The 26,475-nt window shown below is 38.5% G+C and carries 24 protein-coding genes; 14 read left to right on the top strand and 10 right to left on the bottom strand.

The genetic code is table 11. From position 1 onward, the window contains the following. The first annotated feature begins 2 nt into the window (after positions 1-2). Together mrdA and rodA are read left to right on the top strand one after the other, a co-directional pair. Positions 3-1,970, top strand: coding sequence for a penicillin-binding protein 2 (gene mrdA / locus HP439_RS03935; protein ID WP_172389047.1), 1,968 nt, complete (start codon positions 3-5; stop codon positions 1,968-1,970). After that, positions 1,963-3,234, top strand: a complete 1,272-nt coding sequence (gene rodA, locus HP439_RS03930) for a rod shape-determining protein RodA (protein ID WP_172389046.1) — start codon at positions 1,963-1,965, stop codon at positions 3,232-3,234. The genes mrdA and rodA overlap by 8 nt, the downstream gene beginning before the upstream one ends. Before the next feature lie 8 nt (positions 3,235-3,242). On the opposite strand, the gene HP439_RS03925 is transcribed toward rodA, so the two are convergent. From HP439_RS03925 to HP439_RS03915, 3 genes are read right to left on the bottom strand one after another with little or no spacing between them, the layout of a single operon-like run. Beyond that, positions 3,243-4,097, bottom strand: a complete 855-nt coding sequence (locus HP439_RS03925; protein WP_172389045.1) for a nucleoside phosphorylase — start codon at positions 4,095-4,097, stop codon at positions 3,243-3,245. After that, positions 4,094-4,711, bottom strand: a complete 618-nt coding sequence (locus HP439_RS03920) for an IMPACT family protein (RefSeq protein WP_343043506.1) — start codon at positions 4,709-4,711, stop codon at positions 4,094-4,096. Before HP439_RS03920 ends, HP439_RS03925 begins: the two co-directional genes overlap by 4 nt. Next, entirely contained in the window at positions 4,708-5,565 is an 858-nt protein-coding gene (locus HP439_RS03915) for a DMT family transporter (RefSeq protein WP_172389044.1), read from the bottom strand. Before HP439_RS03915 ends, HP439_RS03920 begins: the two co-directional genes overlap by 4 nt. Before the next feature lie 651 nt (positions 5,566-6,216). On the opposite strand from HP439_RS03915, the gene HP439_RS03910 reads away from it, so the two are divergent. The 5 genes from HP439_RS03910 (at position 6,217) to HP439_RS03890 (ending at position 11,439) form a co-directional block, all read left to right on the top strand. Next, entirely contained in the window at positions 6,217-7,041 is an 825-nt protein-coding gene (locus HP439_RS03910; protein WP_172389043.1) for a prephenate dehydratase, read from the top strand. Positions 7,042-7,074: 33 nt separating this feature from the next. After that, complete coding sequence (locus tag HP439_RS03905; protein ID WP_172389042.1) at positions 7,075-8,181, top strand: chorismate mutase; 1,107 nt, start codon at positions 7,075-7,077, stop codon at positions 8,179-8,181. After that, positions 8,181-9,428: a 3-phosphoshikimate 1-carboxyvinyltransferase gene (gene aroA / locus HP439_RS03900; protein WP_172389041.1), complete on the top strand. Its 1,248-nt coding sequence runs from the start codon at positions 8,181-8,183 to the stop codon at positions 9,426-9,428. The genes HP439_RS03905 and aroA overlap by 1 nt, the downstream gene beginning before the upstream one ends. Before the next feature lie 75 nt (positions 9,429-9,503). Then, entirely contained in the window at positions 9,504-10,598 is a 1,095-nt protein-coding gene (gene aroC / locus HP439_RS03895; RefSeq protein WP_172389040.1) for a chorismate synthase, read from the top strand. Beyond that, positions 10,588-11,439 (top strand): ROK family protein, encoded by an 852-nt coding sequence (locus HP439_RS03890; RefSeq protein ID WP_172389039.1) that lies wholly within the window; start codon positions 10,588-10,590, stop codon positions 11,437-11,439. Before aroC ends, HP439_RS03890 begins: the two co-directional genes overlap by 11 nt. A 10-nt stretch (positions 11,440-11,449) precedes the next feature. Here HP439_RS03890 and HP439_RS03885 read toward each other — a convergent pair whose 3' ends face one another. Then, positions 11,450-13,867 (bottom strand): alpha-ketoacid dehydrogenase subunit alpha/beta, encoded by a 2,418-nt coding sequence (locus HP439_RS03885; RefSeq protein ID WP_172389038.1) that lies wholly within the window; start codon positions 13,865-13,867, stop codon positions 11,450-11,452. A gap of 150 nt (positions 13,868-14,017) precedes the next feature. On the opposite strand from HP439_RS03885, the gene HP439_RS03880 reads away from it, so the two are divergent. The 3 genes from HP439_RS03880 to HP439_RS03870 are packed head-to-tail and all read left to right on the top strand — an operon-like array spanning position 14,018 to position 16,034. Beyond that, complete coding sequence (locus HP439_RS03880; protein WP_172389037.1) at positions 14,018-14,752, top strand: hypothetical protein; 735 nt, start codon at positions 14,018-14,020, stop codon at positions 14,750-14,752. Between the two features lies 1 nt (position 14,753). Then, positions 14,754-15,566: a 3-keto-disaccharide hydrolase gene (locus HP439_RS03875; protein ID WP_172389036.1), complete on the top strand. Its 813-nt coding sequence runs from the start codon at positions 14,754-14,756 to the stop codon at positions 15,564-15,566. After that, positions 15,567-16,034 (top strand): NUDIX domain-containing protein, encoded by a 468-nt coding sequence (locus HP439_RS03870; RefSeq protein ID WP_172389035.1) that lies wholly within the window; start codon positions 15,567-15,569, stop codon positions 16,032-16,034. Between the two features lie 246 nt (positions 16,035-16,280). Here HP439_RS03870 and rlmH read toward each other — a convergent pair whose 3' ends face one another. Then, positions 16,281-16,754: a 23S rRNA (pseudouridine(1915)-N(3))-methyltransferase RlmH gene (rlmH, locus tag HP439_RS03865; protein ID WP_172389034.1), complete on the bottom strand. Its 474-nt coding sequence runs from the start codon at positions 16,752-16,754 to the stop codon at positions 16,281-16,283. Between the two features lie 168 nt (positions 16,755-16,922). Between rlmH and HP439_RS03860 the strand changes: the two genes are divergently transcribed. Further along, positions 16,923-17,834, top strand: coding sequence for a DUF3078 domain-containing protein (locus tag HP439_RS03860; RefSeq protein ID WP_172389033.1), 912 nt, complete (start codon positions 16,923-16,925; stop codon positions 17,832-17,834). Positions 17,835-18,176: 342 nt separating this feature from the next. Continuing rightward, positions 18,177-18,770 carry a riboflavin synthase gene (locus HP439_RS03855; RefSeq protein ID WP_172389032.1) on the top strand — a complete coding sequence of 198 codons (594 nt, stop codon included), beginning with the start codon at positions 18,177-18,179 and terminating at the stop codon, positions 18,768-18,770. A 23-nt stretch (positions 18,771-18,793) separates the two neighbouring features. On the opposite strand, the gene HP439_RS03850 is transcribed toward HP439_RS03855, so the two are convergent. Both HP439_RS03850 and HP439_RS03845 read right to left on the bottom strand, forming a co-directional pair. Beyond that, complete coding sequence (locus tag HP439_RS03850; RefSeq protein WP_246229209.1) at positions 18,794-20,536, bottom strand: chloride channel protein; 1,743 nt, start codon at positions 20,534-20,536, stop codon at positions 18,794-18,796. A gap of 66 nt (positions 20,537-20,602) precedes the next feature. Further along, positions 20,603-21,544, bottom strand: a complete 942-nt coding sequence (locus HP439_RS03845; protein ID WP_172389030.1) for a hydrogen peroxide-inducible genes activator — start codon at positions 21,542-21,544, stop codon at positions 20,603-20,605. A gap of 171 nt (positions 21,545-21,715) precedes the next feature. Here HP439_RS03845 and HP439_RS03840 point away from each other — a divergent pair, with 171 nt between their 5' ends. Continuing rightward, positions 21,716-23,887: a S46 family peptidase gene (locus HP439_RS03840; protein ID WP_172389029.1), complete on the top strand. Its 2,172-nt coding sequence runs from the start codon at positions 21,716-21,718 to the stop codon at positions 23,885-23,887. A 130-nt stretch (positions 23,888-24,017) separates the two neighbouring features. Here HP439_RS03840 and HP439_RS03835 read toward each other — a convergent pair whose 3' ends face one another. Beyond that, a complete protein-coding gene (locus HP439_RS03835) occupies positions 24,018-24,560 on the bottom strand; it encodes a DUF1543 domain-containing protein (protein WP_172389028.1) in 543 nt (180 codons plus the stop codon). After that, the gene (locus tag HP439_RS03830) at positions 24,553-24,861 is read right to left on the bottom strand and encodes a hypothetical protein (RefSeq protein ID WP_172389027.1); all 309 of its coding nucleotides are present in this window, start codon (positions 24,859-24,861) and stop codon (positions 24,553-24,555) included. Before HP439_RS03830 ends, HP439_RS03835 begins: the two co-directional genes overlap by 8 nt. Before the next feature lie 178 nt (positions 24,862-25,039). Between HP439_RS03830 and mazG the strand changes: the two genes are divergently transcribed. Then, on the top strand, positions 25,040-25,849 hold the full coding sequence (mazG, locus tag HP439_RS03825) for a nucleoside triphosphate pyrophosphohydrolase (RefSeq protein WP_172389057.1): 810 nt from the start codon (positions 25,040-25,042) through the stop codon (positions 25,847-25,849). A 5-nt stretch (positions 25,850-25,854) separates the two neighbouring features. Here mazG and HP439_RS03820 read toward each other — a convergent pair. Continuing rightward, the coding region (locus HP439_RS03820; RefSeq protein WP_172389026.1) for a hypothetical protein at positions 25,855-26,475 on the bottom strand (621 nt) is incomplete at its 5' end.

Genomic DNA, 26,475 nt, shown 5'->3' with positions numbered 1-26,475 from the left:
TAATGAATAGTTTTTTTGCACGTAAATTTGTAATTCAGGGAATTTTCATAGCGGTTGCGGCAATTATTGCTATCCGGCTGTTTTACATTCAGATTATTGACGACTCCTACTTGCTCTCAGCTAACAACAACGTTTTACGGAAAGTGGTGGTGTATCCTGCCAGGGGAGTAATTTACGACAGAAACGGAAAGGTCCTTGTCCAAAATGAGCCTGTCTATGATCTACTGGTTACCCCTCGAGAAGCCGTAGAAATTGATACGGCACTTCTTTGTCAACTAATAGATATTGACAAAGAAGGATTTGAATCGAGAATGAACAAAGCCCGGGCACATTCACCATACCGTGCTTCCATATTTGAAAAACAGCTTTCTGCAACTGTATACGCGCAACTACAGGAACATCTTTATAAGTTTAGGGGCTTCTATGTACAAAATAGAACCGTTAGAAGTTATCCCGATAGTATAGCACCACAACTCTTAGGTTTCATTCAGGAAGTTAACGATAAAGATATCGAGCGATCTGGAGGATTCTACCGTCCTGGCGATTATATTGGTGGTGGTGGGATAGAACGTTCCTATGAAGACCTTTTGCGGGGACAACGGGGGGTTAAAAACCAAATGGTCGATGCCCTTAACAGACCAAAAGGTATATTTATGGAAGGAAAATACGACACTCTAGCAGTCTCAGGAGAAGGTTTGATATCAACCATCGACCAAGATCTACAGGTATTAGCCGAGAAACTCATGAAGGGAAAAGCTGGATCAGTCGTCGCGATAGAACCTTCAACGGGAGAAATTCTTTCTTTCGTAAGTGGCCCTTCCTACGACCCTAACCTTATGGTAGGTCGAGAACGTGGCAATAACTATATGAAGCTATTAAATGACGAAAACCGTCCACTGTTTATTCGTCCGATTCAAGCATCCTACCCGCCTGGCTCGGTGTTTAAGGTCGTTTCCGCTCTTACTGCGCAACAAGCAGGTTTGATCGATGAGCATACAATTTTCAACTGCCCAGGTGGCTATCGCTACGGGCGCGGCGGGCGAGCAATCATGCGTTGCACACATGTTTGTGGACCAACAGACCTTGTGCGATCGATTCAACGCTCTTGCAACACCTATTACGGCTATACCTACGCGAAGATGATTGATTCACGAGGAATGTCGGGTCCAAAAGCTTATGATTTATGGAGAGAAGCTTTACAAAAATTCGGATTAGGCGTAAAACTTGGCATAGATTTACCAGGCGAACGTTCTGGAATGGTACCAACCTCAGATTTTTATTCCAAACGTTTTGGAAGCGAGAAATGGCGTTCCGGTTACAACATTTCCTTATCTATCGGGCAAGGTGAATTGGGTATCACACCACTTCAAATGGCTAATGTTATGGCAATAGTTGCCAATCGTGGGTTTTACTACCGCCCACATCTGGTAAAAGGAATCGGCGAGAAAAAAATAATTAAAGATGAATTCGTCGAAAAAATAAGTGCTGGCGTCGATTCAAAATATTATGAACCCGTAATTGAAGGGATGAGTCGGGTGGTGAATATGCCAGGTGGTACCGGATATAGCCTCAGAATAAAAGGTATTGAAATGTGCGGAAAGACTGGAACCGCTCAAAATCCGCATGGGAAACACCATGCAGTGTTTTTTGCATTCGCACCGAGGGTTAACCCAAAGATTGCTATTGCGGTCTTCGTAGAGAACGCTGGATATGGAGGAGTATGGGCTGGGCCCATTGCGAGTATGCTCGTCGAAAAATACATCAACGATACGATCACTATGCCAAAACATGTACAAGACCGTATTTTCAATGCTAATTTTCTTCCCGAGCAAACAAAAGAAGAAACGAACAAAGATACCTTACAAAAGAAACAAGATACCATAAAGACTCCTATAAAGAGTGCTGGCTCGTCGGCGCCGAAAAAAGAATATTATGTCCACCATAGCCAAGTAAGAAACAGATATGAATAAGCTGGGTGAAAAAAGTTTCTTTGGTAGAATAGATTGGTTTACAATCTTTCTTTGGTTCTCATTATGTTTGATAGGTTGGTTTAACATTCATGCAGCGGTCTTTGACCCCGATCAACCTGGTTTATTCAATCTAGGTACCAATTACGGAAAACAGTCGATTTATATCCTCACAGCTCTAATAATCGGTTTTAGTATATTGATTATAGATTCAAAATTCTTTATCTCCGCTTCACCAATAATTTACGTTATTGTCGTACTTCTTTTGGTCGCTGTACTTGTGATAGGCCGAAATGTTGGCGGAAATCAGGCGTGGATCCCGATAGGAAGCTTTCGGCTCCAGCCTTCAGAATTTGGTAAACTGGCCACATGCCTGCTTTTAGCATCGTACCTTAGCAGTCAAACACAAAAACATCCAAATAAAAAGACTTTAATTATAGGCGCTTTAATTGTCCTCTTTCCCGTTGCCCTCGTTATGTTACAACCCGACACAGGATCAGCTCTAGCATTCTTCGCTCTTATTCTTGTTTTCTATAGAGAAGGTTATGTAGGAAATGCATTGTTAATTCTCGGAGGTCTGGCAATTTTTTTGTTCGTGATGGCATTATTGATCAATCAATGGATTTTGATCGGAATTTTACTTGTTATTTGCGGGCTATTCGCGTATAATTTACGTAAGAAACGAAAATACTTGATTAATTTGGGAATTCTTTTCGCCGCGTGCTCGGTGTATGTTCTCTGTGTAGATTTCGCCTACGAACACATTTTACAATCGCATCAACGTAACCGTATTGACATAATCTTGGGTAAGATGAATGATCCACGCGGCCAGGGGTACAATCTTAATCAATCCAAGATAGCGATCGGATCTGGTCAGCTTTTTGGAAAAGGATATTTGCAAGGTACTCAGACGAAATACAACTTTGTTCCTGAACAAAGTACAGATTTTATATTTTGCACAATTGGAGAAGAATGGGGCTTTGTCGGTTGCGTGATTCTAATAAGTATCTATGTGACGCTGCTAATACGACTTGTAAACATCGCTGAACGGCAACGAACTGCTTTTGCACGGATTTACGCCTATGGTGTTGCTTCTATACTTTTCTTCCATTTCTTCATAAACATTGGAATGACCATTGGTATTGTACCGGTAATCGGTATCCCTTTGCCTTTTATTAGCTATGGAGGTTCCTCGTTATGGAGTTTTACAATACTCCTATTTATTTTATTACGATTTGATTCCGGACGAAAAGGACTGAACGGATAGATCTCAAACTATATCCTATCCAAAACATAACGGATAGCCTGATCAATAATTTCTTTGGGATTACTTGAAAAAGCGTCGTTTACCCTACTTGCTAAAATTGCATTAATGGAAAGTGCATGATGACCAAACATATTAGCAAGCGCATATATACCCGCTGTTTCCATTTCCAAGTTGGTTATTAATCGGCCGTTTATTTTAAAGGCATTTACACGCTGGATTAGATCTGGAAATACGTTCGACGAACGTACGGACCGTCCTTGAGGAGCATAAAAACCAGGCGCTGTCATTGTAATACCTTTAGGCAGCTCGATTGCAATTTGCTCTAATAATTTTGTACTTGCTCGCCCGACGTAGGGTTTAAATGACAAACTAGAGAACTCTTCTTGAATCGCTGTTTGTATCTCTAATTCCTGAGGAGAATAACTTTTTTTATAAAATTGCATCAGGGCATCAAAACCAATAGCATATTCACTCGCAAGTATCGTCCCCATTTTAATATCACCTTGAATTGATCCTGAAGTTCCTATTCTAATAATATCAAGACTTGTTAAATTGCTTTTCAACGTACGTGTATTAAAATCAATATTTGCTAAAGCATCGATCTCATTAAATACAATATCGATATTGTCAGTGCCAATTCCTGTAGAAATAACTGAAATACGTTTTTCACGTAATATCCCCGTATGGGTGATAAACTCCCGCTTTCCTTTTCGGATGTCAATCTTATCGAAATATTTTGAAACGCTCGCTACTCGATCAGGATCTCCAACAAAAATGATCGTTGGCGCCAAATCCTCTGGCAAAAGATTTAAATGATAAATACTACCGTCCGCGTTCAAAATTAATTCAGAGTCTGCAATCATAATATGGTTCCAAAAGAATAGGTAACTTCTTCCATTTTTTCTAGCTTATCAACAACAACGTTTACCTGCATTTTGCGCACTTCTATATCGATTCTGCAAGTATTGTCGAATTCTTGCTTTAAGATAGATAAATTTTCCTCCTTTACCAAGCGCATCACGCTGTTCATTTGTAAATAGCCGAATCGGATCACAATAATATCATTTATGGTTTTTTGAACGAACATCGCATTTTCCATAGCGTCTAGCGTCGCCATTTTGTAGGCATTAATCAAACCAGGAACGCCGAGTAAAGTCCCGCCAAAGTAACGTACAACGATAACCAATATATTAGTTACATCTTTCGATAACAACACGTTCAATATAGGACGTCCAGCAGTTCCTGAGGGCTCTCCATCATCATTAACCCTAAATATGCTTCTATCTTGAGATAAGCGGTATGCCCAGCAATGATGCCTAGCTTTTGGGTGAAGGGTTTTAAGTTCCGCAACGATCTCTTTAAGCGAGGTTTCTTGTTTAAATGGGTAAGCATAGGCAATAAATTTACTTCCTTTATCTCTGAACATTCCCACACTCGGTTGCTCAATCGTGATGTATGTATCTTCAAATAAACTCACAAAAATGCTATAATTAAAACAGAGATAATCGCTAATAATATACCAGCTCTATTGAATTTGGTCAATCGTTCGTTAAAAACATACACACCTACAAGTGTGCCTACCAAAATTACACCGATGTTCATTCCGGTGAAGACAATCGAAGGACTTGAGGACAGAGCGCGGTGAGCCTTCATATAAAACATAATATTCCCGAAATTGAACAATCCTAATAGGATTCCAAAAATAATAACTTTGAAATCCATACGCTGTTTGCTGACGGACATATTAAAAAAAAGTAAGCTAAAAGCAACGAGCATTGCTAATATGAATACAATTAACATAGAGTAAGAATAAGAAACTCCATTAAATGTTGCTAATTTCTTGAATAGGATATCAATGATTCCCATCCCAATAAATACCGCCAACGCGAAGCCCCACTTCCCCCCCGCCATTGCACCTTTGTCTCTATTCCACCCAATCGTTAAAATAATCGCGACCACCCCAATCCCTATTCCAAGTAGTTTAATCGAGCTTATAACTTCTTGAAAAAGAAAAAATGCCGCTAGTAGTGGCAAAAAAAGCGACAATCGCTGAGCGATCTCTGTTTTTACAATTCCACTATATTGTATTGCATAAGCAATACAAAGAAAAATTACGGGTAAAAGTATTGCTAGGGATATATAAAGTCCCCATGGAAGTGAAGATATGGAGACACCCTCAAATCTTGGATTTAAAAATACGACTGTTGCTAATACAGCTACGGGGTAATTCCAAACAATAAGATGCAAATAGTTTGCGGCATTTTTTCTAGCGACCTTGATGATAACAGAAACAGTAACACTACATAAAACGCTAAAAAGGATGTATAACATAATTAACAATTGAAAAATGTCACGCTGACTCAGTTTTTTCAGGATCAATGTTACGAATCTTTACCATAAATACCTAAAAAAGCTACCTAAAACATAAGTTATTAAATATCAAACACATACACATAATCTCCCCTGAACACGTTGGAAAACTCTCTTATATAATCGGATAAAAGCAAAAATATTTTAGTTAAAAAAACAGCATATTTTAAACAAAAAATCACGTATATACACCTATTTTTATCACTGAAAACAACACAAAAATTGGTAAAAAAAACACATAAAATACACCAAAAAAATACACGTGTAAATCACAAAACCTCTATTATACATCAAAAAACAATATTTTTTGATGTATAATAGAATAATTAAACAAACAAAAAAACAGTCAATATTTGTTAAAAAAACGACACAAATTACCGATTATTTATGCCCAATTATAGCGATAAAAAAAAGAAAAATTATTTTGTTTATATAAAAAAAAAGACTATTTTTGGAAAGTAGAATTTGAGACATGACTAAACGCACTACATACTTTCACTTTTATTATTTTTATTTTAAGAGTAAGAACTGGGATCTGTATGCGTATACGAAATAAACAAAAAAGGTCCTGAAACTATAGTCGGGGCCTTTTTTGTTATGTTAACATTAACGATGAAAACAAGAATAGCAATACAAGGGGTTAAAGCCTCGTTCCATGAGGAAGCCGCATTCAAATATTTCGGAAACGAAATTGAAACTATTGAATGCGAGTCATTCAAAAAAACCTGCGATATGTTAAAACAGGGCAAAGCAGATTATGTTGTTATGGCTATTGAGAATTCAATAGCTGGAAGTATCCTTCCTAATTACAACCTATTGCGTGATTACCGATTTCATATTGTTGGTGAAGTCCATCTAAATATTCACCAAAATTTAATAGCGCTTCCGGGCGTAAAGATTTCCGATATCAAATATGTAGAATCACATCCCATTGCGATACGTCAGTGTGACGAATTCCTAGGAGAGTATCCTGATTGGATAATTAAGGAAGGTATGGATACTGCGGCTTGCGCTAAATCTATATCAGACAACAAATTAACAAACACAGCTGCAATTGCAAGCAGCTTAGCAGCCAAGCTTTACGGCTTAAACATACTCGAAAACCGCATCGAGACAAATAAGAAAAACGCAACACGCTTCCTAATTCTTAAAAATGACGTCGTCGAACAAAAAAATGCCAACAAAGCATCGCTTTCCTTTCAAACCGGAAATTCTGTTGGAGCCTTGGCTACCGTTCTACATTGCTTCGCCGAACAAAATGTGAATCTCAGTAAGATTCAGTCGATGCCTGTAGTAGGAAGACGAAACGAATATGACTTCTACGTCGACGTGGAATGGAAAAAACAATCAGACTATGACGCTGCAATCCGTAAGGTTCTAAAACACACGGTCAACTTTAGCATCATGGGTGAATATATCAAAAACGAAAAGGCTTAAATAACATATCTTAAAAACGAAAAATCAAAAGAAATGAAACATACATTAGACATCGTACCTTTAAAATCTTGGATAGATACTGGTGACAAACCTTTAATTATCTCAGGCCCTTGTAGTGCAGAAACGGAAGAACAACTTGTTTCTACGGCTCACCTTTTAGCAAATACAGGCAAAGTAAATGTTTTAAGGGCTGGTATTTGGAAACCACGTACGCGTCCAGGTGAATTCGAGGGAATAGGCAGTATTGGTCTAACTTGGTTGAAACGCGCAAAAGAAGAAACAGGTCTGTTAACTGCCACAGAAGTAGCTACAGCAAAACACGTAGAAGAAGCATTAGCGGCGGGCGTTGACATCCTATGGGTAGGAGCTCGCTCAACTGCAAACCCGTTCACTGTACAAGAAATTGCTGACGCACTAGTAGGGGTTGACATTCCAGTATTAGTCAAGAATCCTGTAAACCCAGACCTTTCATTATGGATCGGTGCGTTAGAACGTATTAACGGCGCAGGAATAAAAAAATTAGGAGCTATTCACCGCGGATTCTCTTCTTTCGAAAAAACAGCATTCCGCAACGAACCTATGTGGGATTTAGCAATCCAATTAAAATCAGCCTGCCCTGAACTTCCGATCATCAATGATCCAAGCCATATTTGTGGTAATCGTGAATTACTTCCATATATTGCTCAAAAAGCAATGGACATGGATTTACAAGGATTAATTATCGAATCACATATTGATCCGTCAGTTGCGTGGACTGATGCTAAACAACAAGTAACCCCGGCTGCATTAGCTGAACTACTAGATAATCTATCCGTCCGTCGTCCGGAATCTGATAACCCGGCATTCGAAGACAAATTAGCTGAATTACGTCAGCAAATTGATAAACTCGATGATGCGATATTAAAACAAATCGGCGATCGCATGAAAATCGCTGAAAAAATCGGTGAATATAAACGCGACAACAACGTAACAATTCTTCAAGTTAATCGTTGGGATGAGATTGTTGAAAAACGTCTCCAACTAGCTAAAGCGCTATCAATTGGTGAAGATTTCGCAACAAAATATCTTGAACTGTTGCACAACGAGTCCATTCGCAAACAAAACGAAATAATGAACGTGAAGCCAGTAGCGGAGGCATAATGAGCGTGAAAAAACTACTTCTCTCCCACCTAAATAAAGAAATAAATGGTACGGTTCAGCTCACTGGTTCGAAATCAGAGAGCAACCGTGCTCTTATTATCCAAGCATTAAGCAACGGCATCGTCAAGGTAGAGAATCTCTCAAATGCAGCCGATACGGTGATATTGAAAAACGCGTTAAAACAAATATCGACGCCATCGGAAGCACAGATAACAATCGACATCGGACCAGCCGGAACTGCTATGCGTTTTTTGACGTCTTACCTTAACTTAGTTAGCGGGCAATTCCTATTAACTGGAACAAAACGAATGCAGGAACGGCCTATTGGAATTCTAGTAGATGCTTTGCATACAATTGGGGCAAACATTCAATATGAAAATAATATAAACTACCCACCCATCAATATTGTAGGGGGACTTATTCAGAAAGAGGATAATATTAGCATACAAGGAAACATTAGTAGCCAATATATTTCTTCGCTATTGTTGATTGCTGCATCACTACAAAATGGTTTAAAATTAAACATCCAAGGCGAGCTAACTTCTCGCCCTTATGTCACCATGACGTTAAATATGCTTCAAGAGGCAGGGGTTAAACATACGTGGGCAGGAAATCTGATTCAAATTCCTTCCCAACCATTCCAACCGTCAACAATCTACGTTGAGCCAGATTGGAGTGCAGCATCATATTGGTATTCTATGGTGGCCCTTTCGAAAGAAGGCTCAATCTTATTACCAGGATTAAAAGCGCATAGTTTACAAGGCGATATCGCAATAGTCAATATTATGAAACACTTTGGTGTAGCAAGTTCTTTTCATGAGGAGGGCCTTCGCATCACCAAAGTCAATTCAGGTAATGATCAAACATTATTTGATTTCAAAGAATGTCCAGATCTCGCTCAGACGATTGTGGCCTTAGCGGCGGTGATTAAACGAGATATTTCTATTACTGGTGTCGAGACTTTAAAAATAAAAGAGACAGATCGTATTGCCGCCTTGAAAAAAGAAATTGAAAAATTCGGTGCGACAATAATCGCAGATGGAGAAACCTATCACATAAAAACAAGCGACGTTCATTATCCGAAACAAATTGCTTTTGATACTTATGAAGATCACAGAATGGCAATGGCCTTCGCCCCTTTGGCTTTAATTTTTGATGAAGTAGTAATTAACGAACCCCTTGTTGTAGAAAAATCATATCCGGAATTTTGGACACATCTCTTAGACCGAGGATTTCAAACTAAATAATAATTTCAAGAAATCAGCAATAATAGTTTTTTGTTATTGCTGATTTCACATATATTTACGAAATATTAAAAAATTATGGCCGGAAACTCGTTTGGCAACCTTTTTAGAATAAGTACGTTTGGTGAATCTCATGGAAAAGCTATCGGTGTAATTATCGACGGTTGTCCTGCGCAAATAGAAATAGACGAAGATTTTATCCAATCAGAACTAGATAAACGTAAACCTGGACAATCCAAAATTACTACACAGCGTAAGGAAAGTGATCAGGCACAAATTCTTTCGGGTGTTTTTGAAGGAAAAACAACGGGTACACCAATTGCTATTCTAATTCCAAACGAAGACCAACGGTCAAAAGATTACTCGCATATTGCTGATAAATATCGCCCTTCGCATGCCGATTATACATACCAACAGAAGTATGGTATTCGCGATTATCGTGGCGGCGGTCGATCCTCAGCTCGAGAAACGGCGGCTCGGGTAGCTGCCGGGGCGATCGCTAAATTATTTTTAGAAAAAAAAGGAATAGAAATATTTGCACATGTTGACGCTGTAGGTCCCTTACAAGCTCCAAACCTAGATACTGGAGACCTATCTCATTTGCTTGAAATGAGAGAAAACAATATCGTCCGTTGTGCCGACCCAGGAACCGCAAACGAAATGATTGCGCTTATTGACCAGGTTCGAAAAAGTGGCGATACCATTGGGGGGAAAATTTCGACGATTGTACGTGGTGTACCAGTGGGCTTAGGTGAACCGGTTTTCGACAAATTACATGCTGATTTAGGAAAGGCGATGCTAAGTATCAACGCAGTGCATGGATTTGAATATGGATCAGGATTTAACGGTTCTGAAATGCGTGGGTCAAATCACAATGATATATTCTTGAAAGAAAATGATCAGATACGCACCCTCACAAATTTTTCTGGTGGTATTCAAGGAGGAATTTCTAACGGAATGGATATTACCTTCCGCACAGCCTTCAAGCCTGTTGCTACAATAATGCAGGATCAAGACACATTAAATAACGCAGGAGAAACCACAACAATTTCCGGTAAAGGTCGCCATGATCCATGCGTTGTTTCTCGCGCGGTTATTATTGTTGAGGCTATGACTGCGCTAGTTTTAGCAGACCATTACCTACGATATAAAGCATACACCAATGGAGAATAATTTAGTACTGGCTTCGGATATTGGGGGGACACATATAACATGTGCAGTAGTCGATATTTCTACATGGCAAATTCTTGAGCATACAATCTCTAGGAGCCATGTAAATTCTAGACAATCTGCTAAATCGATTTTACATATTTGGGCAAATACAATTAACCAGTCTATCAACAAAAGTGTGGCGACAGTTACGCGCTTGGGATTTGCTGTTCCAGGACCATTTGATTACGAAAATGGTATTTCTCTAATGAATGGTCAAGATAAATACGACTCATTATACCAAATTAATGTCGGTAAAGAATTAGGTGATTATTTCCCAGATCATAAACAGATGTGTTTTATCAATGATGCGGCGGCTTTTTTACAAGGAGAAGTATTTGCAGCTAAACTCGAGGATAGGCCCGCAATTTTAGGTATCACATTAGGTACAGGATTAGGATCTTCTGTTTGGCACAGAAATCAAAAGGCTTTCGACGCAGACTTATGGAACACCCAGTATCGCGATGGTATATTTGAAGAATATTTGGCGACCCGATGGTTCACTAAACGCTTTTACGAGCTATCTGGATTTAGGGAGGAGGGCTTCAGAGAAATATTAGAAAAACATAAAGGTACGCCGGCTTTCGAGATGCTTATGACTGAATACAGTCTATCTTTTAGTGACTTCCTAACGCATTTTGCTAATCTCCATCAATGTAAAACTTTTATTCTTGGTGGAAATATTGCGCGAGCTTATGATCTAATTTCCAATTATAACAAAGAAAAGTTCGCTCCTTTTGAAATAATCGTGGGTCAATACGCAGAAAAGGCTGCAATTCTAGGTGCAGCCTCATTATATATTTAACCGCAGTCACTTAAATTAGTTGCGGAAACTTGCTTCCGTTATAGTCACTCATCATTTGATAAGCCAACTCGACGATATCATCGACTGAGGGCTTAGTAAAGTAATCCCCATCAGAGCCATAAGGTGGCCTATGCGCTTTTGCAGAAAGTGTTCGTGGTTGACCGTCCAGTAGATAGTATCCATTTTGGTTTTCCAACACTTCTTTTAAAATAAAAGCAGATGCTCCACCGGGCATATCTTCATCAACGACCAAAATTTTATTCGTTTTCGATAAAGAACTACTGCACAAATGTTTGCGATCAAATGGTTGTAAGCACTGCGCGTCAATCACTTCAATAGAGATTCCTAACTTTTCCAATTCAACCGAAGCATCCATAACAACCCTTAAGGTAGCGCCATACGAAATAACTGTAATATCAGTACCGTCCCGCATCAGCTCCGCTTCCCCAATCGCCACAGTAAATTCTCCAACATTATTTGGCTTTCTCTCTTTGAGACGATAACCATTCAAACATTCGACCACGACCGCAGGTTCATCTGAACGAAGCAATGTATTGTACATTCCTGCCGCTTGAGTCATATTACGAGGAACACAAAGATGTATTCCACGCAAGGCCCCTAACAAGACACTCATTGGAGAGCCTGAATGCCAAACCCCCTCCAGACGATGTCCACGTGTACGAATAATAACCGGTGCCTTTTGCGTTCCTTTAGTACGATAACTTAAACTTGCTAAGTCATCACTTAATACGGGTAATGCATATAACAAGTAATCCAAATATTGGATCTCTGCAATTGGGCGTAATCCACGAATCGCTAGTCCAATTCCTTTACCAACTATGACGGATTCACGAATTCCTGTATCAAAAATTCTTTGATCACCGAAAATATCTTGTAAACCGGCGAACCCTTGATTGACATCACCAATTAGACCAACATCTTCACCAAAGGCGACGATACGTTCATCACGTTCGAAATTCGCTTTGAAGCAGGCGTTTAAAATCTCTCTCCCATCCACTAGCAGACCGGATTCATTATACTCAATGTTTACAGGAGAAATATTTAGCGGGGATTCTGCTGTCTCACTAAAAAGTTTATCATTATATCGATCATAATTCTCATCGACTTTAGCAGTATACCATTTAAGCAGATGCATTTTTTCGTCAGCAGCCACCCCTCTCAAATCCCGAATAGCACGACGAACATTCGAATAAACCTCCTTTAATGATGGCTCACTTAAAGACTTTAATGTCTTTAAAGGGATTTCCACAGCCGGTAAGTCAATATCGGCAAGGAGGCCGATTGCTTCGTCAAGATCTTTCCGTATCGTTTTATTATAATCCGCCCAAGCTCGCCTTTGTTCTTGACGAACAAACTCTTTCGCGTCCTTCTCAAATTCCAAGAGTTCTTCTTCCTGAGCAATACCTGAGGTTAGCAGCCATTCACGCATTTTCAGGTTACAATCGTTATTACGCTCCCATTCTAAACGTTCGGAAGTTTTATATCGTTCATGAGAACCCGATGTGGAATGTCCCTGAGGTTGTGTGATCTCTGTTACATGAATAACACATGGAATATGCTGTTCTCGTGCGTATAAAGCAGCTTTCTCATATACTTCACATAATGCAGGATAATCCCATCCTCTGACTTGAAAAATCTCAACACCATTGGTACCTGTTTCGCGCTGAAATCCACGTATAGCAGCAGAAATATCGCCCTTCGCAGTTTGTATCTCATTAGGAACTGAGATACCGTATCCGTCGTCCCATATAGAAATAACCACCGGAATCTGTTTTACCGCTACGGCATTCAAAGTTTCCCAGAATACACCCTCAGAGGTCGACGCATTACCAATTGTCGCAAAAACAACTTCGTCACCGTTATTCGAAAAATATGATAAATTGTCGAGGTTAGAGTTTTCACGATATAATTTAGAAGCTAGTCCTAAACCTACTATGCGGGCCATCTGCCCTCCTGTTGTAGAAATATCAGAAACTGAATTCTTCTGCTGAGTCTGATCTAACCAAAAACCTTTATTATCAAGAAGCTGTGTTGAAAAATGGCAATTCATTTGCCTACCCCCGGAAGAAATATCTGAGTTTAAATCTGGATTCGCATATAATTGAGAGAAAAAATGATATACATTGGAAATCCCTGAGGCAAACGCAAAAGTTTGATCACGATAATATCCGGATCGCCAGTCACCATTTTTAAATACCTTAGATAACGCGATTTGAGCGATCTCTTTGCCATCGCCAAAAATTCCAAATTTAGCTTTTCCAGTCAGGACTTCTTTTCTTCCTAGCAAGCTCACAAATCTACTTTCAATGGCAATCTTATAATCATTCAATATGATCTCGCGAAAGTCATTAAAACTGATTTTGGATGTTTCGAAATCACTGTTTACATTATTGATAGTTTCAGACATATACTAAACTATGGTTTTAGCAAAAGTACTAAAATATACCTGTTATTCCCAATAGTGCTTCGACCTTGACGAGAAGCTTAAAACAGAAAAGAAATTTTTGTTTTAAGCAATTATACTTACTTTTAGGCTCTTTTTACGGTTAAATATACGATGAGTAAAAGCGAAAACAAGACAATTAAACAGGAACAGTATTTGGGCGACCTTGAGAAAACGATCATTCTCAACCAATTAATGCTAATCCCCTTCAAAACTCGAAATGAGAAGTGGCGAGACGAATTTTTAGCGGTCATTAGTGAAGCAAATCTAAAGCTTGGTGATCCAGAGATCATAATGAGCAATGACGGTTTCCCTTATATACAGTTGCAAACTGTTTCAACAGACGAAAGTTTTCAAGCCTATGTCATCGAAAAGCAGTTGGATATTATCATGGATCAAGGTTTTGGTATTGTAATTAATGCTCAACAAGGACAGCCCGAATGGGTCTTCTCCTATGGAGATTTAGTTAACCTGAAGCTTTCGGGTAGGTTCTACACCGACACCAGTTTATTTTCAAAACTTGATGAGCAAAATGAAATTAGCGAAAATGAAGATATACTTGTGGGGCAGCCCTCAGAAGAATTATTTCCAAATTACCTAAGAAAGCATATCCGAGAGTTTTTAAATTTTTCAGGTGTAAAAAACCCAAAAATGATGCTAATTGCGAGAAATTATAAAGACGAGAAAAATGCTAGTCAGGATATAGTGTTTAACATAACCCCTTCACAGTTTGCCAACGAGAAAGATTTTAGTACCATTATGAATACGCTTCAATGGTTCCTTCCAAAACACTACTCTTTCTTTGGAGTGGACGAGATGACCATTGATAACGGATTTCAATTTCTTTAAAATGATAAAAAGACTTCTTTTCGCATTAAGTTCAACGACCATATTATTCGCCTGTACTACTCTTCCAAACGACAAGCTCGACGAGCCATGGATCCCTTTATTTAATGGTAAAAACCTTGACAACTGGATAACTAAGATTTACTCTTACCCCACTGGTCAAAATTTCGCGAATACATTTCGAGTGAAAGATAGTGTGATTCAAGTAAATTACGATGGCTATGGAAAAGAGTTTGGCGACCGATTCGGTCATCTATATTATCAAACGCCATTTTCGTATTATCACCTCAAACTAGAATACAGGTTTATCGGTGACTTATATCCCGGCGCACCCTCTTACACATTGCGCAACAGCGGGGTAATGTTTCATTCTCAGGATCCCAAGACCATGCCCGTTAATCAAGATTGGCCTATATCTGTAGAAATGCAGTTTTTAGGTGGCTTAAGCGATGGAAATGAAAGAACAACAGGCAATATGTGTTCACCTGGAACGCACATTGTTTATCAAGGTAAACTCCTAGAAACGCATTGTATCAATTCGTTGTCAAAAACATATGACGGAGATCAATGGGTGCAAGCAGAACTCATTGTTTTGGGGGACTCCCTTGTTACACATATTATTGAAGGAGACACTGTACTCGTGTACAGTAAACCCCAAATCGGTGGTCCTGTAGTGAATAATTATATCAAAAATGAAAAAAAAGATGGCAAGATTTTAGATCGGGGTTATATTGCTTTACAAAGTGAGGGTCAACCGGTTGAATTTCGCAACATCTATCTAAAAGATCTGTCTAATATATACCAAAAAGAACAGTAAATGTATCTATTTAACGTCCGTGTATACGGTCTATTACTCAATGAATCAAATGAGGTGTTAGTCAGTGACGAAAAGACCATGAATGTATCGTTTACTAAATTTCCCGGAGGAGGTCTAGAATACGGCGAAGGATTAGTAGATGCGCTCAAGCGCGAGTTTATGGAAGAATGTCAACTTGAAATTGACATTGTAAGACATATATATACGACTGATTTCTACGAGAAATCAAGTTTTAACGAGAGTCAGATTCTCTCGATCTATTACCAAGTGAAACCAAGAGGAGCCATTACATTTGATATAAAAGTCAGCCCCTTCGATTTTTCTAATGAAAAACAAGCGGATAAATTGGAAGTATTTCGCTTCGTGCCAATCGATACTTTACAAGAAAGATCGTTAACATTTAAAACCGATAAACAGGCATGGAAAACTTTCAAAAACATTATAGAACAAGAACGTGATAGCAACTAGCGCGTCAAAAAAAGGCAAGCGCATCTACACTTGTTTTCATTAAAATATTCTATCAAATAAATAGAAGAGTATCACGACACAGATCATACAAATGATGATCAGATTTCTATTTCGTTTCTTATCCCTATACGCCTCTTGACTTTTGAACTTATAATCTCTCTTTAAATTATTTAAATCCATGGCTTCCTCCTTTTTCTATTATGATGATTTATAGTTCCAAATTACATAAAAATAAATTAAAATATTCTATTCGTGATGGTACGGTTCTCCTCGCATTATGGTAAATGCACGGTAGACCTGTTCGACAAAGAATAGTCTTATCATTTGATGTGAAAACGTCATCTTGGAAAGCGATATTTGCTGATCTGCCCGTCGATAAACTTCAGATGAAAACCCATAGGGGCCGCCAATCACGAAAACCAAATTATTCACCGAACTAACCATTTTGTGTTCTAAATATCGCGAAAAACCAATTGAGTGAAATTCCTTACCTCGCTCATCCAAGAGCACTAAAAAATCTGTACTTCCAAGCTGCTTTAATATTAATTCTCCTTCCCTCCCCTTTTGTTGATCTTGATTGAGGTTTTTAGCATTTTTTATATCGGGAATAATAGAAATGTTGAAATTAATATAATGCTTTAACCGCTTAAGATAATTTTCAATTCCTGTAATGACAAAGTTTTCATCGGTCTTGCCGATGCATATTAAAGTAATTCTCATACCTTTGGCGATTTCTATTTATTGCAAAAATGAAATATTTCTTTACCTTTATGTTGTAGATAATTAGTCGACCCGACTAGAAATTGGTAACTCACCGAAATATAATTCATTATTTCACTTTTTTATATGAATTCAAAATTACATTTTTTACACTTTAATCAAGCAAAAATGAAGCTACTTAAAACTCTATTTTACGCCTCAGCCATTTTCTTAGGCAATTCTGTATTTGCACAAGGTAACCTTCCTCCTGCAGAAAGTAGTACCGCGACTGACACGACAAAATTATGGACAATTAAAGGAGAGAACACGTTTTTGATCAATCAAAGTACTTTTTCCAATTGGGCTGCTGGTGGTGTTAACTCCTTTGCAGGAAATCTTATTTTTAATTATGATTTTAACTATAAAAAAGGGAAATGGAACTGGGATAACAAAGTCTTGGCTGCATACGGTCAAACCTTTCAAAAAGAAACAGACTGGCGTAAGAATGATGATCGCTTTATGATTAATAGTTTGCTTGGGTATGAGGCTAAACAATATTGGATGTATACTTTCTTTCTAAACTTCAACACTCAATTTGCAAAAGGGTATGACTATACGACTGAACCTAAGCGCCTGCTATCGGGCTCATTCGCACCGGCTTACCTAAGCTTTGGACCGGGCTTCGCCTACAAACGCTCAGACAACTTTCGTGTAAATCTTTCCCCTGCTTCTGCTCGATTTATTTTTGTCGGAATTGACTCCCTTCGAACAGACTATGGATTAGATGCTGACAAAAATATTCGCACCGAATTTGGTGCATCATTGGATGCATATTACAAGGTTAACCTTATGAAAAATATCTCATTTGAAAACATTTTAAAACTATACTCGAATTACTTAGAAGACCCTCAAAACATTGATGTGGATTACACAGCAAATCTGTTTATGACAGTGAACGACTATATAACCGTTAACGCCGGTGTCCAACTGCTATATGACGATAATACAATGGTGCCGAAAATTAAGAATGGCTTAGAAGAAAAAGGGCCCGGACTACAAGTCAGACAAATTTTGGGGGCGGGAATAACCTATAAATTTTAACAAAATATAAAGCCTGGATGAATCGGGCGATTCTCCAGGCTTTAAAATATAACCTCTTGTACGAGGTAATCAACCTAAACCTATTACAAAGGTAAAATATTATTTGGATATACCCCAAATGTTTTATGAATAAATGTCGCTTTAATTCTACAAATATAGGTTAATTACTTGATAATCAGACATAAAAAAAGGTTTTCAAACGGGGAGAATGAAAACCTTTATAACCAATTATAAACCTAAATTATGATATTCCAAAGATAGTGTATTTTATACACTATTCAAAATATTTAATTTTATTTTTTTAAGAATAGGTTACTTACCTTTGTACAAACACGAAAATATATGTTTACAGGCATCATAGAAACCTTAGGAAAAGTTACACAAATCGAAACCGAACACACAAACGTTAATTTATATATCGAATCCTCTATTTCTGACCAACTAAAGATCGATCAAAGTGTTTCGCATAACGGAGTGTGCCTTACGGTGGTTGAAATAAAGGGAAATATTCACAAAGTCACAGCGATACAGGAAACTCTTATCAAATCAAATCTCGGAAATTTAAAAGAAGGCGATCTAATAAACTTAGAAAGATGTACCCTTGCTGGCGGCCGTTTCGATGGGCATATTGTACAAGGACACGTTGATCAAACAGCAACATGTATATCTATAGAAGATCAAAATGGAAGCTGGCTTTTTACCTTTAGCTACGAGAATAGTCACCACCAAAACATTACTGTCGAAAAAGGCTCGATCACGGTAAACGGAATTAGCTTAACTGTCATAAACTCACAAGACAATCAATTTTCTGTCGCGATAATCCCGTACACAATTGAAAACACCAATTTGCAAGAAATTAAAGTGGGGGACACTATAAATATTGAATTCGATATCGTAGGAAAATATATATCTAAAATAATGGCAGGGCGAGGGTAAACTTTACTACCACAATGACACGGTTATTCCAGATAATGCCCCTGACGGATTAACAGTGCCCTATACTTGTTAAACACGCTTGATTTAGATATAAAGCCTAAATAACGATTACTATCATTGACTACCGGTAAGATCCAAACGTCATCACGATTCATTTTAGCCATCACAACTTCCATATTCTCACTTTCCTTTATAACATCGTTTGGTTTTTGAACGAGAGTATGGAACGGTTTAGTTGCTCCTTCTTCCTCCCCTAACAGGATTGCAAACAACCGTTCGCTATAAATAACACCTAGCAACAAACCATTGTTGTCAACAATTGGGAATATATTTCGCTTAGAGTGTATAATTTCAGATTGACGATCAACCGGAGTTTCGTCCGGTTTTAACACCACGAAATTAGTTTCCAAAACATACCGTAGTCTCATCATACTTAATACTGTCCTGTCCTTATCCTCATAAGAAAGTAAGTCTCCGGATTCTGCAAGACCTTTGGTATAAACAGAATGCTTCAAAACCGATCGATTGATCAAGTAAGATATAGATGTCACGAGCATCAGCGGTACAATCAACGTATATCCACCCGTTATCTCGGCTATGAGGAACAGTCCTGTCAGTGGCGCGTGCATTATTCCTGCCATCGCACCTGCCATCCCGGCCACAACAAAGTTTGGCACATTAAGCATCACAAAACCAGTTTGGTTCATTCCGTATGCAAATGCGAATCCCAACAAGCCACCCATTACTAAACTGGGCCCAAAAATCCCTCCGTTCCCCCCCCCACTCAACGTAAATAATGAGGCAAATGATTTAGCAAATAACGTAAGAACAGTATAACAAATAATTACCCAGCCGACATGACTAAAATCTGAAAATAAACTATTTTTTACAATGGCGTCAAATTTGCCATCAAGCATTTGTTGAATCGCTAGGTACCCCTCACCATACAAAGCAGGAAATAGGAAAATCATTATTCCCAGCGAGCCCCCGCTCATCCATACTTTTGCATATGGATTTTTGACTTTCGCGTACATATTCTTGACAACTGTACTAATTTTTGCAAAATAGACCGTGTATAAACCAACAATAACCGCCAAAAGTATATAGAAAAACAGAGCTGATACCTCCCATTCTGTACTGGCCGTATGAAATAAAGGCTCCGCATATAGCAAACGTGAAATCACAGAAGCAAGCGCAGCAGACATTAAGAGCGGAATAAATGCTGGAATAGAAAATTCGGGCAGCAATATTTCTATCGCAAAAATCATCCCAGCAATGGGGCTATTAAAAGCACCGGCTATTCCTGCTGCGGCACCACATGCCAATAGCATTGTAATCTCCTTATATTGTAAACCGAAAAATCTTCCAATATTAGAACCGATTGCCGAACCACTATAAGCGATGGGAGCTTCAAGCCCACAGGAACCTCCGAATCCAACGGTTATCGCACTAGTAATAATTTGAGAATGAATATTGTGAGGCTCAATTCGAGAAGACCTTCTGGAAATTGAATAGATAATTGGTGTTATACCATGTTCGAAATTCTTTCCTTTTAAAAATTTACGAACATATAGCACACTTAACAATATTCCGATTAGAGGTAAAATCAGATAAAATGAATATTTATATTGCCACTCGATATCGTTTTGAAGACTCGAAGCAATAAAATGGGTTAACCCCTTAAGTAACGCTGCCGCTAGTCCACCAATAATTCCCACGACGACCGAAAGAATAATCAAAAAATTTCGATTGGAAATTTTTTGCATTCTCCACCTATTTACCTGCTCTAATTTTTTATGAATCCTAGATTTCATGAATATCTATACTAGTTTTTAAAGTTCAAACCCCATTATTTCTTTACGTTTCTTAGTTTTAAATCGCTCAGGAACAATATTGAGAATTTCATTTTTCAGAGCATTTACAGCCTGTTTTTTAACAAAATTACTCGTAGTGACTAAACTAATTTCACGAACTGGTTCGGGGGATTTAAAATATCGAACATGATCAAGCTGTTCTTCTTCATATCCTAAAATACTCATTTCTGGCAGGATTGTTATGCCGGAATTCACGTCGACCATACGTTTAAGCGTTTCAACAGATCCCGTGTTATATTCAAAGGTTCCCTCGTTGCTTAATTTATGTTTATACTGACAGAGATTCAATACCTGTCCACGCATACAATGTCCCTCATTCAAAAGCCATAACTTCTCCTCGGCGATTTCCTCGTTAGTCAGCATTTTCTTTTGATAAAGCGCACTATTTTTTGAAACATATGCCACAAAAGATTCATAATAAAGTGGTGTCTCCTCAATACCAAATTCCTGAAGTGGGGTGGATAATATACCGCAGTCGAGCCTTCCCATTTTGAGTTCTTGTATGATTCTTTCCGTTGTATGCTCCCAGACCTGCATCTGGAGTTTAGGATATTTTTTCAGAAACAATGTTAAGATATCGGGAAGTAAATAAGGCGCGACCGTTGGTATCACTCCAATTTTCAGTTCACCAGAGATCTCCCCTTTTTCCGCTTGGAGTATTTCAGTTATCTTTTTGCTTTCCATCAGAATCAATCGAGCCTGCTTAATAACCTTTTCTCCAACTTCCGTCGGGACCACAGGTTGCCTGCTTCTGTCGAAAAGCTTAGCTCCTAAGGATTCCTCTAATTTTTGGATCTGCATACTTAAGGTTGGCTGGGTCACGAAACAGTGCTCAGCAGCAGCAACGAAGCTGCGATAAGTATCAACCGCTATAACATATTCTAATTGAACAAGTGTCATTCGATAAATTTTAACTATACAAAGGTACAACTTTAAGGATCATCTATGGCACTCCGATCGCGCATTTTCTTCAAATATAATTATAACCTATAAAGCCGCAAGCAGACTTCATCTATCGAATATTAGTACCAAAATCTTTCTTAACTTTGGAGCACGCTAAATTAGAAGTTTATGATCAAGTTAAAATCGAAAGGAAATCTACTTTGCAGTCTCTTATTGGGAGTAAGCATGTTTAATTTCTCTGCATCAATTCCTGACGAAGGCATGTTCCCGATGAGTGAACTAAGTCGTGCAGGCCTGAAAAAAGCCGGCCTAAAAATAGCAGAGAAAGACATCTATAATCCTAATGGAGAAGTTGCTCTGGTTGACGCGCTTGTTCAAGTGAGTGGATGTACAGGATCGTTTGTTTCTCCGAATGGATTGATTATCACAAATCATCATTGTGCTTTCAGTGCAGTACAACTGGCAAGCACTCCTGAGTTCAATTATTTAAAAAACGGATTCGTTGCAAACGGACTAGAGCATGAAATTCAGGCGCAAGGTCTAACGATTCGAATTACAGATTCCTACGAAGACGTTTCCAACGAAGTGCTCCAGACAGTAGAAAATATTGACGATCCGAAAGACCGAATTAACGCAATCAATAAAAAGCGTGCGGAAATAGCACAACAAGCGGAAAAACGCGATCCAACGATCAAAGCCGAAGTATCCGAAATGTTCATCGGCAAAAGTTACGTGCTTTTTCAATATAAAAGAATTGAAGATGTTCGATTGGTATATGTCCCTCGGCAGGATATTGGTGAATTTGGAGGAGAAACAGATAACTGGGTTTGGCCACGCCACACCGGAGATTTTTCTTTCTTACGCGCCTATGTAGCCCCTGATGGTTCATCAGCGAAATTTGCAAAAGAAAACGTTCCTTACCGACCTAAAAAGCACCTCAAAGTAAATCCAAAAGGAGTAAATGAAAATGATTTCGTTTTTATATTGGGGTATCCCGGCCGTACTTTTAGACATCGACCAGCGCAATACATGGACTATCAAGAACGATATCTACTTCCATACACTTCTGATCTTTATGATTATCAAAATCAACAAATGTCTCTTGTCTCAGAGGATGATCCTGCAGTCGAGCTTGCTTTAGCAACGCGAATGAAGCGAAATGCCAATGTTATGAAGAATTATCGCGGTAAACTAAAGGGACTACAAAATCTAGCATTGGTGGAACAAAAATATCAGGAAGATGAAGCGCTTAGAAAATTCATCGAAAGTAACTCTAAATACAGTCAGCGATATGGTCGCTTAATGGAGGATATCGACGATTATTATCAGGCGGTCGAAAAAACGGCACTAAAAGAGTTATGGTTTAACAATCTGTATAGCAGTTCCAGCTTAATGCGCGTAGCAAATACAATCAATGCTTTCAAAGAAGCGGTACAAAAACAAAATGGTTCAAAAGCTCAAGAAGAGTTTTTTCAACTTAATTTAGCACAAGTCAAAGATTTTCTGGATGGTATTTACGACAGCTTCAACCTCCAAGTAGATAAAAATATTGGGACGCGTATGTTTGAAGACGCTTATTCATTTCAAAGTGAAAATAAATTGACATATTTCGATTCAAATAAACTCACTACAAAACAGGAAGCCGCTTTACAGCTTGTTACAGCGTTAGAAAGTTCAAAATTGAACGACAAGGAGCAGGTCTTTGAATGGATTTTAAAAGACGTGCAATCGTTGAAAAACTATACAGACGACCTTCTATCTATCCAAATAGACATTGATAAAGAGCTTCTTATCTTTGAAGACGAGCAAAAACGCAGAGAAGGTGTGTTAAATAGGTTAATGGGCGATTATGTCGCTGTCAAGGAAAAATACCAATCCAAAAGTTTCATACCTGACGCGAACTCGACCCTCCGACTTACTTTTGGTAATATTAAAGGATATAGTCCAGTAGATGCAACGTATATGGGCCCCTTCACCACGATAAAAGGATTGATCGAAAAAGGCAACTCAGGCCTTACCGAATATGCCTACCCCGAAACTATTAAAACGGCATGGCTGGCAAAAAACTTCGGCGCGTATGCTAAGCGAGAACTGAATGATGTTCCTGTAAATATTCTGTATAATATGGATACTACTGGTGGTAACTCTGGGTCCCCAATTATGAATGCACATGGCGAATTAATAGGTGTTAATTTTGATAGGGCGTATGATGCTACGATCAACGATTTCGCTTGGAATGAGGATTATAGCCGTTCAATAGGAGTTGATATCCGCTACGTTCTATGGGTCGCGGAAAAAATTGATAATGCCCAATTCATTATCCAGGAAATGGGTATTTAACAATAAACGCCAACGAGCAAGGTGCATCTTAAGCACTTTGCTCGTTCGATTACTCCGGGCTGGCTAAACCAATAACACGGTTTAATACGTCAACAATAATCAAATTTCTTCTGAAATATATCCGACACCGTTATAAGTCCGAGAACTTCAAATAACCGATTATCGGATGATCAACGATTTGCTGCTCGACTGGTAAAACATTTAGCTTATACTGTGTTCGAAATAACGGATCTAAAATATCTTCAACATCGTACACATCATCAACGTCTAGTCCATATTTGTCATCAATATGTGGAGAAATGTGATTGGCAAAAAAAGTCGTTTGTTTCGCCAACTTGCTAGCCTCTTGTAGTGTATCTGCCGCTATAAGCTGTTTAAAGTGATACTCTTCAAAATCATGTTCTCGATACCCACCCAAATTAACAAAAAATAGTTTTTTTGTTTGTTCTAAAACATGGTCTCTAGGCACGACTGTTATTTGGTAGCCTTCCACGTGTGTAACTCGTTTCCATGCATCGACGTGTAGTTTACCTCTCGCTTCAGGCCAGAATTCGATCATTTCATTCTTTAGTTCAGGCAGCTCGTTTGCTATTCCAAAGTAAATATCATGCTGTTCAGTAAATCTTCCTTCAGGTTTGCATCCCAGCAATACCATAAATAGGTCTTTAGACATGTTTATTCTTAAATTTTAGCTCCAAATTAAGAATAATATCTCTTTTTTTTCCTTCAATTAATGATAAATTACCAGCGACAAATACTCCCTTTTTTCCAGTTGTTGGATTAGAAATGCCGTACACAGTCGATTCGTCATCGGGATTAGAATCTCCCTCATAACGGTAGAGATGATCAACCTGATAGTTTTCGGCATCTGCTGATATTTCATCAAACGCTATGTTATAATCAACATCATACCCCATCTCCTTCAGTTTTGCGAGAGCGACATCCACGGTCTCATATTTATGTTTAGTTTCCATAATTGTTATATTTAATATACATCAATAACATCAGAGGTTAGGCTTATGTTTTAAAAATTATGGGCTTTTATGCTCGTTAATGGAACGCTCATTTCAAATCGTTAATTCCGAACTGCATCGAATTTGTAATACAGTTCCTTTTTCATGTATATTTGAAGCTTATTATCACGTTATAAGTATGATCCACCGCGCACCACTGTCTCAGAATACCCCTAGCGGGGCATTTGAACGTCTGATCACAATCCTAAACACCTTACGTATTGATTGTCCTTGGGACCGCAAGCAAACTATGGAGTCGCTACGGCATCTTACAATTGAAGAAATGTACGAACTCACCGACGCAATTTTGGAAAAAAATTATGATGAAATTAAAAACGAGCTCGGCGATGTGATGATGCACCTACTTTTTTACGCCAAAATTGCTTCCGAGCAAGAAAAATTTGACATCACAGATGTTCTTAACTCAGTTTGTGAAAAATTAATCGTCCGTCATCCTCACATTTATAGCGATACCATTGCTGACGATGAAAACCAGGTGAAAGCAAATTGGGAGACAATAAAGTTGAGAGAAGGCAACAAATCGGTCCTTTCCGGAGTCCCTAACGGGCTCCCTGCACTAATTAAAGCCTATCGTATACAGGACAAAGTACGTGGAGTGGGGTTCGACTGGGAAGACAAGGATCAAGTATGGGAAAAGGTTGAAGAAGAACTAAATGAATTTAAAGAAGAATTTGATATAAATAACCATCAAGCGATAAATCGAGAGAGAGCTGAAGCAGAATTTGGAGATCTATTATTTTCTCTAATAAACTATGCTCGTCATGTGGGCATAAACCCAGAGAACGCACTTGAACGCACAAACAAAAAGTTTATTAAACGTTTCAAATACTTGGAAAGGCGTGCGGCAGAGAACGGACAAGATCTTCAAAATATGACTCTTGAACAGATGGATATATATTGGAATGAAGGAAAGAAGAACGACTCGTAAGCTATCTATACTTCATCGCAATCGACGGTATTAACTTTCAAAAAGAGCTTAAGATAGTTTTGGAACATTAGACGGCGGTCTGAGACGTGATCAACCTGATCGTTCGCACTGTTCCACCAGCCATATATCAACACCTTGTCAAACGCAATATCCTCCCGGTCGATACGCTTCATAACTGCCTGATATTCTTCCAACAAATAACCAGGTATGGCGTTGTTTTTCATCTGATCGTTAACAAGCTTTTTATAGGCCACCAACAAACTATCTCCACCTTGAATTAAAGCAGTGCCATACTTAAACGCCGCTGAACCCTTTTCGACCGTAGATAGCAAAAGCGACGGGTCTACCTTCGCCAATTTCTGAGCTCTTTTTAAAGAGAATGTCTGTCTCAAATATACCCGAACTGAATCCTTCATTAACTGAAAATAGCTATCATCTACAATTTGTAAAGAGTCCAAATATTTCATTGTCGCTTGATACCGCGCGTTTAAAGTATCTAAATTCCCCTCATCGGAAAAATAAAAATTATCTTGGACTAACCTATATGTATCTTCTAATTGCCGTTTACTGTGTACTTTCGAATTATAGGTCCCTTTGTAGGAGCACACAAGATCCTCAAATTCAAA

The organism is Sphingobacterium shayense, assembly GCF_013179575.1.
Lineage (GTDB): Bacteria > Bacteroidota > Bacteroidia > Sphingobacteriales > Sphingobacteriaceae > Sphingobacterium > Sphingobacterium shayense.
Note: the sequence above shows the minus strand (reverse complement) of the source record. Positions and strands in the feature narration are given on the sequence as shown.

Coding starts and splice junctions, on each gene's coding strand:
- HP439_RS03925 (WP_172389045.1), bottom strand. CDS start 4,097: ATGATTGCAGACTCTGAATTAATTTTGAACGCGGACGGTAGTATTTAT.
- HP439_RS03855 (WP_172389032.1), top strand. CDS start 18,177: ATGTTTACAGGCATCATAGAAACCTTAGGAAAAGTTACACAAATCGAA.
- HP439_RS03910 (WP_172389043.1), top strand. CDS start 6,217: ATGAAAACAAGAATAGCAATACAAGGGGTTAAAGCCTCGTTCCATGAG.
- aroA (WP_172389041.1), top strand. CDS start 8,181: ATGAGCGTGAAAAAACTACTTCTCTCCCACCTAAATAAAGAAATAAAT.
- rlmH (WP_172389034.1), bottom strand. CDS start 16,754: ATGAGAATTACTTTAATATGCATCGGCAAGACCGATGAAAACTTTGTC.
- HP439_RS03845 (WP_172389030.1), bottom strand. CDS start 21,544: ATGACACTTGTTCAATTAGAATATGTTATAGCGGTTGATACTTATCGC.
- aroC (WP_172389040.1), top strand. CDS start 9,504: ATGGCCGGAAACTCGTTTGGCAACCTTTTTAGAATAAGTACGTTTGGT.
- HP439_RS03915 (WP_172389044.1), bottom strand. CDS start 5,565: ATGTTATACATCCTTTTTAGCGTTTTATGTAGTGTTACTGTTTCTGTT.
- HP439_RS03880 (WP_172389037.1), top strand. CDS start 14,018: ATGAGTAAAAGCGAAAACAAGACAATTAAACAGGAACAGTATTTGGGC.
- HP439_RS03905 (WP_172389042.1), top strand. CDS start 7,075: ATGAAACATACATTAGACATCGTACCTTTAAAATCTTGGATAGATACT.
- mrdA (WP_172389047.1), top strand. CDS start 3: ATGAATAGTTTTTTTGCACGTAAATTTGTAATTCAGGGAATTTTCATA.
- HP439_RS03850 (WP_246229209.1), bottom strand. CDS start 20,536: ATGCAAAAAATTTCCAATCGAAATTTTTTGATTATTCTTTCGGTCGTC.
- mazG (WP_172389057.1), top strand. CDS start 25,040: ATGATCCACCGCGCACCACTGTCTCAGAATACCCCTAGCGGGGCATTT.
- rodA (WP_172389046.1), top strand. CDS start 1,963: ATGAATAAGCTGGGTGAAAAAAGTTTCTTTGGTAGAATAGATTGGTTT.
- HP439_RS03875 (WP_172389036.1), top strand. CDS start 14,754: ATGATAAAAAGACTTCTTTTCGCATTAAGTTCAACGACCATATTATTC.
- HP439_RS03830 (WP_172389027.1), bottom strand. CDS start 24,861: ATGGAAACTAAACATAAATATGAGACCGTGGATGTCGCTCTCGCAAAA.
- HP439_RS03870 (WP_172389035.1), top strand. CDS start 15,567: ATGTATCTATTTAACGTCCGTGTATACGGTCTATTACTCAATGAATCA.
- HP439_RS03835 (WP_172389028.1), bottom strand. CDS start 24,560: ATGTCTAAAGACCTATTTATGGTATTGCTGGGATGCAAACCTGAAGGA.
- HP439_RS03840 (WP_172389029.1), top strand. CDS start 21,716: ATGATCAAGTTAAAATCGAAAGGAAATCTACTTTGCAGTCTCTTATTG.
- HP439_RS03890 (WP_172389039.1), top strand. CDS start 10,588: ATGGAGAATAATTTAGTACTGGCTTCGGATATTGGGGGGACACATATA.
- HP439_RS03885 (WP_172389038.1), bottom strand. CDS start 13,867: ATGTCTGAAACTATCAATAATGTAAACAGTGATTTCGAAACATCCAAA.
- HP439_RS03860 (WP_172389033.1), top strand. CDS start 16,923: ATGAAGCTACTTAAAACTCTATTTTACGCCTCAGCCATTTTCTTAGGC.